Below are 14,792 nucleotides of genomic sequence, written 5' to 3'. Positions count from 1 at the left end.
TAATTTTATTTATAAAAAAATATATGGTATGATAGGCTTATACAAGAGGAAAGGAAATTGCAGGCAGATGCCGCAGAAATGAGGTAAGTATGAGCAAGGTTAGAAGAATTTATGTAGAAAAAAAGGCACCTTACGCTGTACGGGCAAAGGAGCTTTTGGAGGAGTTTAAAAGCTATCTGGGAATAGAAACCTTAAGTGCTGTCCGGGTATTGGTTCGTTATGATATCGAAAATGTAAGTGATGGGACCTATGAGCGTGCAAAGAGGATTGTATTTTCTGAGCCTCCGGTGGATAATTTATATGAAGAGAGCTTTGCAACAAATCCAGATGATAAGGTATTTTCAGTAGAATATCTGCCGGGACAGTTTGACCAGAGAGCCGATTCTGCAGAACAGTGTGTCAAGCTTTTAAAGGAGACAGAGGATTCGATTATCCGCTCTGCCATGACCTATGTACTGTGCGGCGGCATCAGTGATGCAGAGCTTGAAAAGGTGAAAAAGTATCTGGTAAATCCAGTGGATTCCCGTGTGACAGATGAGATAAAGCCAGAGACTCTGGAGACAGAATTCGAGGAGCCTTCTGATGTAGCAATTTTTGATGGTTTCCAGTCTATGCCAGAGGAAGAGTTAAAGAGCCTGTATGATTCTTTAAATCTGGCGATGACCCTTCAGGATTTTCTGCATATTCAGAAATATTTTGCCGGTGAGGAAAAGAGAGACCCATCTATGACCGAAATTCGTGTGCTGGATACCTATTGGTCTGACCATTGCCGTCATACTACCTTTTTAACAGAATTAAAGAATATAACCTTTGAGGACGGCTACTGCCATGAGCCGATGGTAGAGACCTACAAGGCCTATTTAGAGGCCAGAGGCGAGCTTTTTAAGAACCGTCCGGATAAATATGTATCCCTGATGGATATTGCTCTGATGGCGATGCGGAAGCTTAAAGCAGAAGGCAAGCTTGAGGACATGGAGGCTTCTGACGAAATTAATGCCTGCTCTATTGTGGCACCGGTAGAAATGATAAGAGAAGACGGTACGGTAGAGACAGAGGAGTGGCTGGTATTCTTTAAAAATGAGACCCATAACCATCCGACGGAAATAGAGCCTTTTGGTGGTGCTGCTACCTGCCTTGGCGGTGCGATTCGTGATCCCCTGTCTGGCCGTGGCTATGTATACCAGGCAATGCGTGTTACCGGTGCAGCTGACCCGACAAAGGGAGCAGAGGCTACCTTAGAGGGCAAGCTCCCACAGAAGAAGATTGTAAAGGGTGCTGCGGATGGCTACAGCTCTTATGGTAATCAGATTGGCCTGGCTACCGGGCTGGTAAATGAAATTTATCATCCGAATTATGTAGCAAAGAGAATGGAAATCGGTGCTGTTATGGGTGCCGCTCCTAGAAAAAATGTAATCCGTGAAAATTCAGACCCGGGTGACAGGATTATTCTGCTGGGCGGAAGAACCGGACGTGATGGCTGCGGTGGTGCTACAGGCTCCTCTAAATCCCATACAACAGAGTCTATCCATACCTGCGGTGCTGAGGTTCAGAAAGGAAACGCACCTACAGAGAGAAAGCTTCAGAGACTGTTCCGCAGAGGTGAGGTAAGCTCTATTATTAAGAAATGTAATGACTTTGGTGCCGGTGGAGTGTCTGTTGCCATTGGTGAGCTGGCAGATGGCCTTCACATTTATCTGGACAGGGTGCCGAAGAAGTACGCCGGACTGGATGGAACAGAGCTTGCGATTTCTGAGTCTCAGGAAAGAATGGCTGTTGTTGTAGATAAAAAAGATGTGAATAAAATGCTTGCCTTTGCAGCAGAGGAAAATCTGGAGGCTGTTGTTGTTGCAGAGGTTACCGTGGAGCCTCGCTTGGTAATGCTGTGGAAGGGCAAGGAAATTGTAAATATTTCCAGAGCCTTCTTAGATACCAATGGTGCCCATCAGGAGACCGATGTGTGTGTAACGATGCCATCCCGGGAAGAAAATTATTTGACAAAAGAAAGAAAAGCAGCTCATTTTAGAAATGCCTTTTTGGATAACCTAAAAGACTTAAATGTATGCTCCCAGAAGGGACTGGTAGAGATGTTTGACAGCTCTATCGGAGCCGGTACGGTAACAATGCCTTACGGTGGAGCCTATCAGCTGACACCGACTCAGACCATGATTGGAAAGCTGCCGGTGCTTTCGGGAAGCTGTGACACTGTAACTATGATGAGCTACGGCTTTGACCCGTATTTATCCAGCTGGAGTCCATACCACGGAGCTGAATATGCGATACTTTCCTCTGTGGCAAAAATTGTGGCTTCTGGTGGAGATTATAAAAAGATTCGTTTTACCTTCCAGGAGTATTTCCGGCGTCTTGGAAACGATCCGAAGCGTTGGGGAGAGCCTATGGCAGCTCTGCTGGGTGCTTATGATGCTCAGATGAAGCTGGGCCTGCCTTCTATCGGTGGTAAGGATAGTATGTCCGGAACCTTCAATGATATTGATGTTCCACCAACACTCTGCTCCTTTGCAGTAAACGTGGCACGGCTTTCTGATGTAGTAACACCGGAATTAAAGCAGGCGGGAAATGTGTTGGTGCTATTTGAGGCAAAGGCAGATTCCTATGATTTGCCGAATTATCCATATATGATGGATTTATATGAAAAGATAACAGCCCTGATTCACGAAAAGAAGCTCTTATCTGCTTATGCAGTAGGCTTTGGTGGTGTAGCAGAGGCAGCAGCTAAGATGGCCTTTGGAAATAAATTAGGTATTGATTTTAATATAGAAGAAACCCTGTCAGATTACTTCATGCCGCTGTATGGTGCGATTGTGGCTGAGGTTCCAGAAAATGAGCTGGCAGGCTTAGGAGTGCCTTACAAGGTAGTAGGTAAGGTTACAGATAAGGGATGCTTTACTTATGGTGAGGAAAAGGTTTCTATGAAGGAGGCTTTAGTCTCCTGGACGAGTACTCTGGAAAAGGTATTCCCTACTCGCTCCGGTGTAGAGATGAAGCCAGTAGAAACCAGGCTTTTTGACGCAAAGACTGTATATACTGCAAAGAATAAAATTGCAAAGCCAAAGGTATTTATTCCTGTATTCCCGGGGACGAACTGCGAATATGATACGATGAAGGCCTTTATGGCAGCAGGAGCCGAGGTAGAGACAATAGTATTCCGCAATCAGAACAGCCAGGATATCATCGAATCTGTAGATGCTTATACAAAGGCAATTAGGGAAGCTCAGCTGATTATGTTCCCAGGCGGCTTCAGTGCCGGTGATGAACCAGATGGTTCTGCAAAATTTATTGCTTCTGTATTCCGTAATGAAAAGATAAAGGAAGCGGTAAATACCTTATTAAAGGAAAGGGATGGTCTTGTTCTTGGAATTTGTAATGGTTTTCAGGCTCTGATTAAGCTGGGACTGGTGCCTTATGGTGAAATTTGCGATGTGACAGAGGATACACCAACTCTGACCAGAAACAGCATCGGACGCCACATTTCCAAGTCTGTATATACAAAGGTTGTTACCAATAAATCTCCTTGGCTTGCAAAGGCAGAGCTTGGCGGTGTTTACAGCATTCCGGCTTCCCATGGTGAGGGACGCTTTGTTGCAAATGCTGAGTGGCTTGCAAAGCTGTTTGCGAACGGTCAGGTAGCGACCCAGTATGTAGATGTAGAGGGCAATCCTACAATGGATGAGGATTTCAATCCAAACGGTTCCTATTGTGCCATTGAAGGTATCCTAAGCCCGGATGGACGTGTGCTTGGTAAGATGGCACATTCCGAAAGAAGGGGAAAGGGTGTTGCCTTAAATATCGTGGGAGACCAGAACCAGCATATTTTTGAAGCCGGTGTAGAATATTACCGCTAGGGCAGGATAGACATTCTTACCAAAAACTGCTGTAAAAATTTTTAAAAATTGTGAAGTAAAATCGGGATATTTGTGATACACTAAACAGTAGGGTAGGTGGGTAATAAATGAACCTGTATGAAGGGATTTTTGAGCGGCAGTCCATTCGTCATTACCGGATGGAAGCATTAGATACAAAGATTATAAATAATATATTGAATTATGCCAGTCATCTGGAAAATCTGTCTGACGGTGTACGGACAGGTTTCCGGGTGCTGACCTGGCAGAATGTAAAAAAGCATCTGATGGGGACCTTACATATAAAGGCACCTTATTATCTGGTGCTTTTTTCTGATGTGGTAGAGGAAAGCATGCTGAATGCAGGTTATCTTTTAGGACAGATTGACCTCTATATGGTGAGCCGTGGGCTTGGCACCTGCTTTTTTAATGGAGCAAGGCTTTTGTGTGATGGTGAAAATGGACTGGTGCCTATTATGGCGATTGGCTTTGGCAGGCCGGAACGTCAGTATTATAGAAGCTCCAAAAGAACAAAGCGTCTTCCCCTTTCAGAAATATGCACAATTAAGGAAGAAGTAAGCGAAGAGGAGCGGTGTATTGTAGAAGCAGCAAGGCTGGCCCCTTCTTCCATGAATAACCAGCCGTGGCGTTTTGTATTATATAATGGAAGAATTCACCTGTTCTGTAAGAAAAACAGGCTGCCGGTACCAGGCATACAAAGGCTTCATTTTCTGGATACAGGAATAGCTCTGGCTTATCTGGCGGTCGGAGCAGAAGAATTCTGGTTTAACCCTGAGCTTATCAAAGTGGAAAATATTTCGGAGAAGCAGTTTAAAAGAAACGAATATGTAATAACAATGCGATGGAAATAGGATGTTTTTTAGGGGATTGAATTGACTTTAGCAGGAAGTCAGACTATAATCAAAACAGCTGGAGAAGACATTTTGATTTATTTGGAGGATTATGAGATATATTACAATTGATAAAGCAGAGGCAGGTATGACTCTTGCTAAAGCTCTTTATGATAACGATGACCGCGTGCTTGTTGAACGTGGAATCATGTTGACCACAGATTATATAGAAAAACTGACAGAACGGGGCTATGGAGGTTTCTATATTGAAGATGAGCTTTCCAAGGATATTCATATAGAAGAGACCATTTCCGTGGAGCTTAGGAGCAGGGCAGTAAAATGCTTAAAGGAAGTGGATATTGATGCTACGATAGACATTGCGAAAGCCATTGTGGCACAGCTTCAGGAGGCAGCCACCCTATCTCTGGATATGATAGATTTACGGAATTTTGATGATTATACCTATAAGCATTCGGTAAATGTAGCTGTTCTTTCTACAGTTATAGGTATGGGACTGGATTTAAAGGAAGCAGAGCTGGTGGACTTGTGTGCCGGAGCGATGCTTCATGATCTGGGGAAGCTGAGTATTGATCCGGAAATCATCAATAAACCAGGTTTTTTGACTGCAGAGGAATATGAGTTGGTAAAGCTTCATTCTAGGCTGTCCTATGATTTGATTAAGGAAAAATGGAATGTCGCTGCAACAACTAAGGCGGCAGTTTTGGAGCATCATGAAAATGAGGACGGAAGTGGCTACCCGTTAGGACTTCAGGGTGAAGATATTCACCGTTATGCCAAAATTATCCATGTAGCCGATGTTTATGATGCATTAACAACAAGACGGCCTTATAAAAAGCCATACAGTATACCAGAGGCGATGGAATATTTGATGGGAAGCTGCGGAAGGCTTTTTGAGAAGCAGATGGTAGAAGCTTTTATGAGCTATGTACCTATCTATCCTAAGGGAGTTTCTCTTCGTCTGTCAGATGGAAAAGAAGGTATCGTGATTGAAAACAGTAGGTTCCGGACTCTTCGGCCGATGGTAAGGCTGTTCGATGGTACGACCTATGATTTATTTGAGGACAGCAGTCTTAGAAATGTAACAATCCTGGCTACTGGAGATGGCGGAACAGCTAACAGGGAGGAAGTCCAGGAAAACGAAAAACATAGAGAATATATGAAGATAAAGTTTTAAAAAAGAGGCGTATGGCAGGAAATGCGATACGCCTTAAAATTTTTTAAAAATTCTCTTGACAAACAGATAGTCAAGTGGTATTTTATGTTTAAAGATGTTAGCACTCTACAAGAATGAGTGCTAACAAAAAAGAAAGGAAGTGGTAAAGGTGCAGCTGGATGATAGAAAGCTGAAGATATTACAGGCTATTATCCGTAACTATCTGGAGACCGGAGAGCCGGTAGGCTCCAGAACCATTTCCAAGTACACTGACCTGAATTTGAGCTCTGCGACGATTCGAAATGAAATGTCGGATCTGGAGGAGATGGGCTACATTGTACAGCCGCATACCTCGGCAGGACGTATTCCTTCCGATAAGGGCTATCGGCTTTATGTTGATACGATGCTTGAGGAGAGAGTACAGGAGATAGATGACATGAAGGAGCAGCTGGAGGCTAAGGCTGACCGGATTGAGATTCTTTTACAGCATGTGGCGAAGCTTCTGGCAGTGAATACAAATTATGCAACAATGGTTACCAAGCCTCACTATAAGCATAAGAAAGTAAAATTTATACAGCTTTCGGAAGTAGATGAGGCACAGCTTTTAGCCGTTATTGTTATTGAGGGTAATATTGTAAAAAATAAGATTATTACAGTAAATGAGCTCTTGGATAAGGAAACGGTATTAAAGCTTAACATCCTGATGAATACCTTCCTGAATGGATTGGATTTAACTGAGATTAATATGGCTGTGATTCAGAAAATGAAGGAGCAGGCAGGTGAATACGCAGGACTGATTGGTGATATATTAAATGCTATCGGTGAGGCGGTTGCCGAGGAGGATGATTTAGAGATTTATACCAGCGGTGCTACGAACATTTTAAAATATCCGGAATTAAGTGACCGGGAAAAAGCTAGTGAGCTTCTTTATACCTTTGAGGAAAAGAAGCAGCTGACTCGGTTGATTAATGATACGGCAGATGACGAGAATGAACGGGGAATACAGGTATATATCGGTGCGGAAACGCCGGTAGATTCCATGAAGGACTGCTCTTTAGTTACTGCCACTTACGAGATTGAGGAAGGGGTCTATGGAAAGATAGGTATTGTCGGACCAAAGCGAATGGACTATGAAAAGGTGGTTAGCACCCTTCAGTCCCTGATGGTTGAGCTAGATGGGATATTTAAAAGGAAAACATAAGAAAGGTGGTTTCAGACGTGGAGGAAAACAAGAATAAAGAAGCGGCTGTTGAGGAAAAAATAAAAGAAGAGACAGTGGAGGCTTCAGAAGATTCCAAGGCTTCTGAGGAATCAAAGGCTCCGGAGGATAAGGAGACATCGAAAAAAGCAGAGGAAAAGAAGCTTTTTAAGAAAAAGGATAAGAAGGAGAATAAAAAGGAAGCAGATAAAAAGGATGAACAGATTGAGGAATTAAAGGATCGGCTGATGCGGAGCATGGCAGAGTTTGATAATTACCGCAAGCGTTCAGAAAAGGAAAAGACCCAGATGTTTGAGGTGGGAGCAAGAGATGTTGTAGAAAAGATACTCCCAGTCATTGACAACTTTGAACGTGGCTTGGCGGCAATTCCTGAGGATTTGAAGGAGAATCCTTTCACCCTTGGAATGGAACAGATTTACAAGCAGTTTTTAACTGTATTAGAAACTGCGGGTGTTACTCCGATAGATGCAGTAGGTAAAGAATTTGATCCGAATTTCCATAATGCAGTGATGCATGATGAGGATGAAACGATGGGAGAAAACATTGTAGCTGAAGAGCTTCAGAAGGGCTACATGTACCGGGATACCGTAGTGCGTCATAGTATGGTAAAGGTAGTAAACTAAGAAAACAAGAAAATATGCTATATTTGAAATTAGGAGGAATTTATCATGGGAAAGATTATAGGTATTGACTTAGGAACAACAAACTCTTGTGTAGCTGTTATGGAAGGTGGACAGCCGGTAGTTATCGCTAATACAGAGGGTGCAAGAACTACACCATCTGTTGTTGCTTTCACAAAGACAGGGGAGCGTTTAGTTGGTGAACCGGCAAAGCGTCAGGCTGTTACCAATGCAGACAAGACCATCTCTTCTATTAAGAGACATATGGGTACTGATTTTAGGGTAACTATCGACGATAAGAAATACACTCCACAGGAGATTTCTGCAATGGTACTTCAGAAGCTGAAAGCAGATGCAGAGGGATATCTTGGTGAGAAGGTAACAGAGGCTGTTATTACAGTACCTGCTTACTTTAACGATGCTCAGAGACAGGCTACCAAGGATGCCGGCAAGATTGCAGGACTTGATGTAAAGCGTATTATCAACGAGCCTACAGCAGCAGCCCTGGCATATGGTCTTGATAATGAGCATGAGCAGAAAATCATGGTATACGACTTAGGTGGAGGTACCTTCGATGTTTCTATTATTGAAATCGGTGACGGCGTTATTGAAGTATTAGCTACCTCTGGTGATAACCGCCTGGGTGGTGATGATTTTGACGAGAAGATTACCAGATATATGGTAGAGGAATTTAAGAAGGCTGAAGGCGTTGACCTGTCTACCGATAAGATGGCAATGCAGAGATTAAGAGAAGCTGCTGAGAAGGCTAAAAAAGAACTCTCTTCTGCTACTACGACAAATATCAATCTGCCATTCATTACTGCAACCGCAGAAGGACCAAAGCATTTTGATATGAACTTAACCAGAGCTAAATTTGATGAATTGACCCATGATCTGGTAGAGAGAACAGCTACTCCTGTACAGAATGCCTTGAGAGATGCTGGTATTACAGCTTCTGAGCTGGGTCAGGTACTGTTAGTAGGTGGTTCTACCCGTATCCCGGCAGTACAGGATAAGGTTCGTCAGTTAACAGGGAAAGAGCCTTCCAAGAACTTAAACCCAGATGAGTGTGTAGCTTTGGGTGCTTCTATTCAGGGAGGTAAGCTGGCTGGTGATGCCGGTGCAGGCGATATTCTTCTTCTGGATGTTACTCCACTGTCCCTATCCATCGAGACTATGGGTGGTATCGCAACCAGACTGATTGAGCGTAATACAACCATTCCTACCAGAAAGAGTCAGATTTTCTCAACTGCTGCTGATAACCAGACGGCTGTTGATATCAACGTAGTGCAGGGTGAAAGACAATTTGCAAAGGATAACAAGTCTCTTGGACAGTTCCGTCTGGATGGTATTCCTCCAGCAAGAAGAGGTGTTCCACAGATTGAGGTTACCTTTGATATTGATGCGAATGGTATCGTAAATGTTTCCGCTAAGGATTTAGGAACAGGCAAGGAGCAGCATATTACAATTACTGCTGGTTCTAACATGTCTGATGCAGATATTGAAAAGGCAGTTAAGGAAGCTGCTGAATTTGAAGCACAGGATAAGAAGAGAAAAGAAGCTATCGATACCAGAAATGATGCAGATGCTATGGTATTCCAGACAGAGAAAGCTCTCCAGGAGGTTGGTGACAAACTGGATGCCAATGATAAAGCTGGTGTAGAGGCTGACCTGGCACACTTAAAGGAGCTGATTGAGAAGTCTAATCCAGAGGTTATGTCTGATGGAGAGGTTGAGGATATCAAGGCTGCTAAGGAGAAGCTTATGAACTCCGCACAGGCTCTTTTCCAGAAGGTTTATGAACAGACTCAGGGTGCTCAGGGAGCGGCTGGTGCAGGTCCTGATATGGGTCAGGCTACGAATGAGACCTATGATGGAGATGTCGTAGACGGAGATTACAGAGAGGTATAATCCCTGCAGTTCTCGTATGATTGAAGGAAATGAAAAGGAAAGGGTTACCCCCCGCTTTCAGAAGCGGGGGTAGCTGTTTATACTAGGAGGATATTATGGCTGAGAGTAAGAGAGACTACTATGAGGTTCTGGGTGTGTCGAAAACTGCCACCGATGATGAACTGAAAAAAGCATACCGGGTATTGGCAAAGAAGTACCATCCTGATATGAACCCAGGGGACAAGGAAGCTGAGGTAAAATTTAAGGAAGCTTCCGAGGCCTATGCCGTGTTAAGTGACCCGGATAAGAGAAGACAATATGACCAGTTTGGTCATGCTGCCTTTGACCAGGGAGCAGGCGGCGGAGCAGGCGGTTTTGACTTCTCAGGTATGGATATGGGTGATATTTTTGGTGACCTTTTTGGGGACTTCTTTGGTGGTGGCGGACGCAGCCGCCGTGCCAATAATGGCCCAATGAAGGGTGCTAATATCCGGACTTCTGTAAGAATTACCTTTGAGGAGGCATGCTTCGGTACAGAAAAAGAGCTGGAACTGACCTTAAAGGATGAATGTACAACCTGCCATGGTACTGGTGCAAAGCCGGGTACAACACCGGAGACTTGTCCGAAATGTGGTGGTAAGGGCCAGGTGGTATATACCCAGCAGTCCTTATTCGGCATGGTAAGAAATGTGCAGAGCTGTCCGGATTGCCATGGTACGGGTAAGATTGTGAAAGAAAAATGTTCCAGCTGTTATGGCAGCGGATATGTAAGCAGTAAAAAGAAGATTAAGGTATCGATTCCTGCCGGTATTGATAACGGACAGAGTGTCCGCATCCGGGAAAAGGGTGAACCGGGTGTCAATGGAGGCCCAAGAGGTGATTTACTGGTAGAGGTAGTGGTAAGCCGTCATCCTATTTTCCAGCGTGCAGATATGGATATTTATTCTACAGCACCGATTACCTTTGTCCAGGCTGCCCTGGGCGGTGATGTCCGTATCAGCACGGTAGATGGCGATGTTATCTATACTGTCAAGCCTGGTACACAGACGGATACCAAGGTGCGTCTGCGTGGCAAGGGTGTTCCATCCTTGCGTAACAAGTCCGTCCGCGGTGACCACTATGTAACCTTAGTGGTTCAGGTGCCTACAAAGCTCAACAGCGAGCAGAAGGCTTGTCTGGAGGCCTTTGACCGTGCTATGAATGGTGATACGGCTTCTTCTGGAAGTAAAGCTTCTAATGGAGCAGATAGCGGTAATGATAGTAAAGCTTCTGGTGAGACTGAAGGTAAGGCAGGCAGTGGACATAAGAAAAAGGGATTTAAAGAGAAGCTAAATGATTTGTTTGATTGATGGGAATTTTGGTTTGTAGGTTTATTTTAATTTTCAAGGGACGAAAAGAGTGTTGGCATTATAGCTCTTAAGCTAAGACTACAAAGGGCGATAATTCTAGAAAAATGCACATAATTTACTACAAGTGACGAGTACGCGGACATTCGACCTCCTGTCTCAAGTCCGCTCAAAAAACCTCCGTGTTTTTTGCCTCTGTAGGCTATGCATTTTTAAGAATTATCAGCCCTTCTTCGTATAGCTTATTCGCTATAATAACAACACTCTTTTTGTCTCCTGAAATTCAAAAAATCTACAAACATTCTCGTTATCCATTGCTGTCCCGACTAGAAGAATTAAGGAATTGTCGAGAGGCAGATAGGTTAATAGCCTGGTAAAGGAGGTTGGATAATCTCCGGAAGTACCATTGACTGTCATAGAGAACTTTATGGCAGGGCCTAAAGGTGTCGGAATCTCTTCTGGAAGTATGGTAGTTGTTTTTGATTCGGTAGAGGCCGCCTCATTTGAGAAAGGATTTGATTTGGCATATCGAAGCATGATAACGAGAAAGAATGCAACAATAATTATCGGTAATGCTACTACAGCATACAGAAACTTTTCCATGGTGTGCTGCAGGCTTTCCATTGACATTCTTTTGTATAATAATATAATGAAAATAGGTTCAGAAATTTTAAAGCACGGGAATTGTGCAGAAAGAGGAAAAAATGAAGTGGATTAAGATTTCTTTAAAAACAACAACGGAGGCAGTTGATTTTATCAGCAGCCTGTTTGATGAGCTGGGGCTGGAGGGCATCCAGATAGAGGACAATGTACCCTTATCCCAGGAGGACAAGGAAGCGATGTATATTGACATTCTTCCAGAGCTTCCGGAGGATGAGGGCGAGGCTACCGTAACCTCCTATGTTTCCCCGGAAAAGGATATTGAGGAGCTGAAAAGGGAGATAACTGAGGGATTGGAGGAAATCTCTTTCTTTGTAAATGTAGGTGAGGGCACGATTACTACAGAAGAGACAGACGATGGGGATTGGATTAATAACTGGAAAGCATTTTTTAAGCCTTTTAGGGTAGCAGAAGATATTGTGATTAAGCCGACCTGGGAGACCTTGGAGGACAAAAAAGAGGATGATTTAGTGATTGAAATAGACCCGGGAACTGCCTTTGGTACGGGAGCTCATGAGACGACAAGACTTTGTATTACCGGACTTCGCAAATATATTACAAAAGAGACGAAGCTTTTGGATGTCGGCTGCGGAAGCGGTATCCTTTCTATCATTGGCTTGAAGCTGGGAGCAAGGGCAGCAGTCGGCACAGATATTGACCCGGCAGCACTTACGGCAACCTATGAAAATATGGAGGTTAATCATATTTCCAAGGAGCAGTTTACCGCATATTCCGGCAATATTATCGAAGACAAGGAGCTTCAGGAAAAGGTGGGCTTTGAAAAATATGATATTGTAGTGGCGAATATTTTAGCTGATGTGATTATTCCGCTTTCCGGAGAAATCCGGCAGCATATGAAAAAAGATGGACTATTTATTTCTTCAGGCATCATTGATATGAAAAAAGAAGAGGTAGAAGCGGCTCTTTTAAAAAATGGTTTTCAAATCGTAGAAATTAATACCATGGGTGACTGGGTTTCCTTCGTGGCAAAATAGATAAAGGAGAGAAAAGGAATGGCATTGGAGAAAATTAAGAGATGGGGTCTGCTTGGTATTTGTCTGGGTACAATACTATTTAGAGCTTATGTGGCAGAAGCAGCAGAAAATAAATATCCAAATCTTTCTATTGAGGTCTTTGGAGATGAAAAGGAAACTACAATTCATTGGGGTGTAGAGAAAAAGCATACAACTGCGTCAGGCTCTTTTACTATATTGGATAATCCGGATAGCTCTGATTATCCGGAGGGAGCGATGGTAGGGTATGAGGTAGAAATATCTCCAAAAACTGATTTTAAAGAGGTCGAGAAGTATACTGCAGAAGGGAACAATTGCCTGATAAAAGTTGCGAAAAAACAGTTTGGAGCAGATGGAGGCAGATTGTATACTCGTGTGCGTAGCGTAGCTACTTTAGAAAGCAGTGAAGTGGAATACGGAGAGTGGAGTAAGACAAAGGAGCTTGTATTTGTAAAAATTAGTAAGACAAATTTTCCGGGAATGTATACAACCTTGAAAAAGGGGGATGGAGAGTACTATACGTTTTCAGATGCTGATATGGAAAAACTGAAAAATGGAGAGCCGACGAGCGGAGACATGGTGAAAAAGAAATATTTGTATGACCAGAATAAAGACGGCTGGCTTGACCAGGGAGAGATAAATGACATAAGAACGTTGATGACAAAGGATACGAAAATTTCCAGCTTAAAGGGAGTGGAATATCTCACCAATCTGGAAAGCATCAATTTGGCACAATACAGTGGAACGAAGCTGGATTTATCAAAAAATAAAATACGCAATGTACAGGTTAGGGGGATTTTGTCAAAGGAGATTACGGTGATTGCACCGGAGGCAGAAAAGATTTTTGTAGAAGCAGATATGAAACAGCAAAAGCTGTCTAAAATAGATGTTTCTGCCTGTGCTAGTGTAGTGGATTTAAATATTGGTAACTGGAAATCGGTGGTAAAAACAGTAAGGCTGCCAAAGGAAAAGAAAAAATTAGTAAGCTTATCTATCAGAGGCTTTAGTGGCAGTACCTTGGATGTAAATGCCTATACAAAGCTAAAAGAATTAGATGTTCTGATGTGTAATATATCAAAAGTAAAGCTGGAAAAATGCAAGGAATTGAGATATTTGTATTTTTATCGCTGCAATAATATAAAAAGTATGGACCTTTCCAAAAATACAAAGCTGAAATATTTGGATTTTTATGATTGCCGCAGTATTTCTCTAAAAGCGGTAAAAAGGCCAAAGGCTACGAAAGCGACAACAGGAAAGGGCTGCTATTGGTGGGAAACCAAGGACTATCAAACGGATATGAGAAGCAGGTAATACTGCCGGTTTGACTTTTTTTAGAAAAAATGATATAGTATTGCTTTGGCGATAGAGAACGTGAGGAAAGAAATGCATTGCTTTTATACAGAAAAGGAAAACATCAGTGATACACAGGTACGGCTTACAGGTACGGATGTAAATCACATTAAAAATGCTCTTAGGATGGCAGAGGGCGAGAAAATTACCGTCTGTGACGGGGAAGGGCTCTTTTATGACTGCGTAATCAGCGGGGTTTCAGCTGAAAGGATTACAGCAGCTATTTCAGAGCGTAAAGAAGCCCAGACTGAGCTTGGAGTGCGGATGACGCTGTTTCAGGGACTTCCCAAGAAGGACAAGATGGAGCTGATTATACAAAAGGCGGTGGAGCTGGGAGTCGATGAAGTGATTCCGGTGGCGACCCGTTTTTGTGTTGCGAAAATCGAGGATGGAAAAAAGGAAAAGAAAAAGCTGGAGCGGTGGCAGGCGATTAGTGAAGCTGCAGCAAAGCAGTCTGGCCGGGGAAGGATACCAAGGATTAAGCCGGTTATGACCTATAAAGAGGCATTGAAGCTGGGCAGCCAGATGGAAAAAAGTATGATTCCTTATGAGCGGGCAGAGGGAATGAAAGCCTTTCAGAAAACGATAAGGGATTGCAGTCAGCTTATGCCAGGCAGCAGGATTGGTATTTTTATTGGGCCGGAGGGTGGCTTTGACGAAAAAGAAATTGAGGCAGCTCTGGCAGCCGGGGTACAGCCGGTGAGTCTGGGAAAGAGAATCCTGCGGACAGAGACAGCAGGTCTTTGCGTTCTTTCAGCACTGATGCTGGAGCTTGAGGCAGCCAGTGAGCAGTGAAAATAAAGTAAGAAAAA

Annotated in this window: 11 protein-coding genes; all 11 read left to right on the top strand. The window is 43.4% G+C overall.

Going from position 1 to position 14,792, the window contains the following annotated elements; genetic code table 11:
• Positions 1-89 precede the first annotated feature (89 nt).
• The 11 genes from ASU35_RS05155 (at position 90) to ASU35_RS05105 (ending at position 14,775) form a co-directional block, all read left to right on the top strand.
• Entirely contained in the window at positions 90-3,860 is a 3,771-nt protein-coding gene (locus tag ASU35_RS05155) for a phosphoribosylformylglycinamidine synthase (protein WP_058351985.1), read from the top strand.
• A 107-nt stretch (positions 3,861-3,967) separates the two neighbouring features.
• On the top strand, positions 3,968-4,729 hold the full coding sequence (locus ASU35_RS05150; protein ID WP_058351984.1) for a nitroreductase family protein: 762 nt from the start codon (positions 3,968-3,970) through the stop codon (positions 4,727-4,729).
• Between the two features lie 91 nt (positions 4,730-4,820).
• Entirely contained in the window at positions 4,821-5,903 is a 1,083-nt protein-coding gene (locus ASU35_RS05145) for an HD-GYP domain-containing protein (RefSeq protein ID WP_058351983.1), read from the top strand.
• 148 nt (positions 5,904-6,051) lie between these two features.
• Positions 6,052-7,083 (top strand): heat-inducible transcriptional repressor HrcA, encoded by a 1,032-nt coding sequence (hrcA, locus tag ASU35_RS05140; protein ID WP_083504147.1) that lies wholly within the window; start codon positions 6,052-6,054, stop codon positions 7,081-7,083.
• 17 nt (positions 7,084-7,100) lie between these two features.
• Positions 7,101-7,724, top strand: coding sequence for a nucleotide exchange factor GrpE (gene grpE, locus ASU35_RS05135; protein WP_242861207.1), 624 nt, complete (start codon positions 7,101-7,103; stop codon positions 7,722-7,724).
• Between the two features lie 45 nt (positions 7,725-7,769).
• Complete coding sequence (gene dnaK / locus ASU35_RS05130; protein ID WP_058351980.1) at positions 7,770-9,632, top strand: molecular chaperone DnaK; 1,863 nt, start codon at positions 7,770-7,772, stop codon at positions 9,630-9,632.
• A 95-nt stretch (positions 9,633-9,727) separates the two neighbouring features.
• Positions 9,728-10,960 carry a molecular chaperone DnaJ gene (dnaJ, locus tag ASU35_RS05125; protein ID WP_058351979.1) on the top strand — a complete coding sequence of 411 codons (1,233 nt, stop codon included), beginning with the start codon at positions 9,728-9,730 and terminating at the stop codon, positions 10,958-10,960.
• Between the two features lie 424 nt (positions 10,961-11,384).
• Positions 11,385-11,675: a hypothetical protein gene (locus ASU35_RS05120; protein ID WP_147525380.1), complete on the top strand. Its 291-nt coding sequence runs from the start codon at positions 11,385-11,387 to the stop codon at positions 11,673-11,675.
• On the top strand, positions 11,662-12,612 hold the full coding sequence (gene prmA, locus ASU35_RS05115) for a 50S ribosomal protein L11 methyltransferase (protein ID WP_058351977.1): 951 nt from the start codon (positions 11,662-11,664) through the stop codon (positions 12,610-12,612). The genes ASU35_RS05120 and prmA overlap by 14 nt, the downstream gene beginning before the upstream one ends.
• An 18-nt stretch (positions 12,613-12,630) precedes the next feature.
• Positions 12,631-13,941 (top strand): leucine-rich repeat domain-containing protein, encoded by a 1,311-nt coding sequence (locus tag ASU35_RS05110; protein ID WP_058351976.1) that lies wholly within the window; start codon positions 12,631-12,633, stop codon positions 13,939-13,941.
• A gap of 72 nt (positions 13,942-14,013) precedes the next feature.
• Positions 14,014-14,775 (top strand): 16S rRNA (uracil(1498)-N(3))-methyltransferase, encoded by a 762-nt coding sequence (locus ASU35_RS05105; protein ID WP_058351975.1) that lies wholly within the window; start codon positions 14,014-14,016, stop codon positions 14,773-14,775.
• Positions 14,776-14,792 lie beyond the last annotated feature (17 nt).

It is taken from the genome of Acetivibrio ethanolgignens (assembly GCF_001461035.1).
Taxonomy (GTDB): Bacteria; Bacillota; Clostridia; order Lachnospirales; family Lachnospiraceae; genus Velocimicrobium; species Velocimicrobium ethanolgignens.
This window is presented reverse-complemented; position numbering and strand designations above follow the sequence as displayed.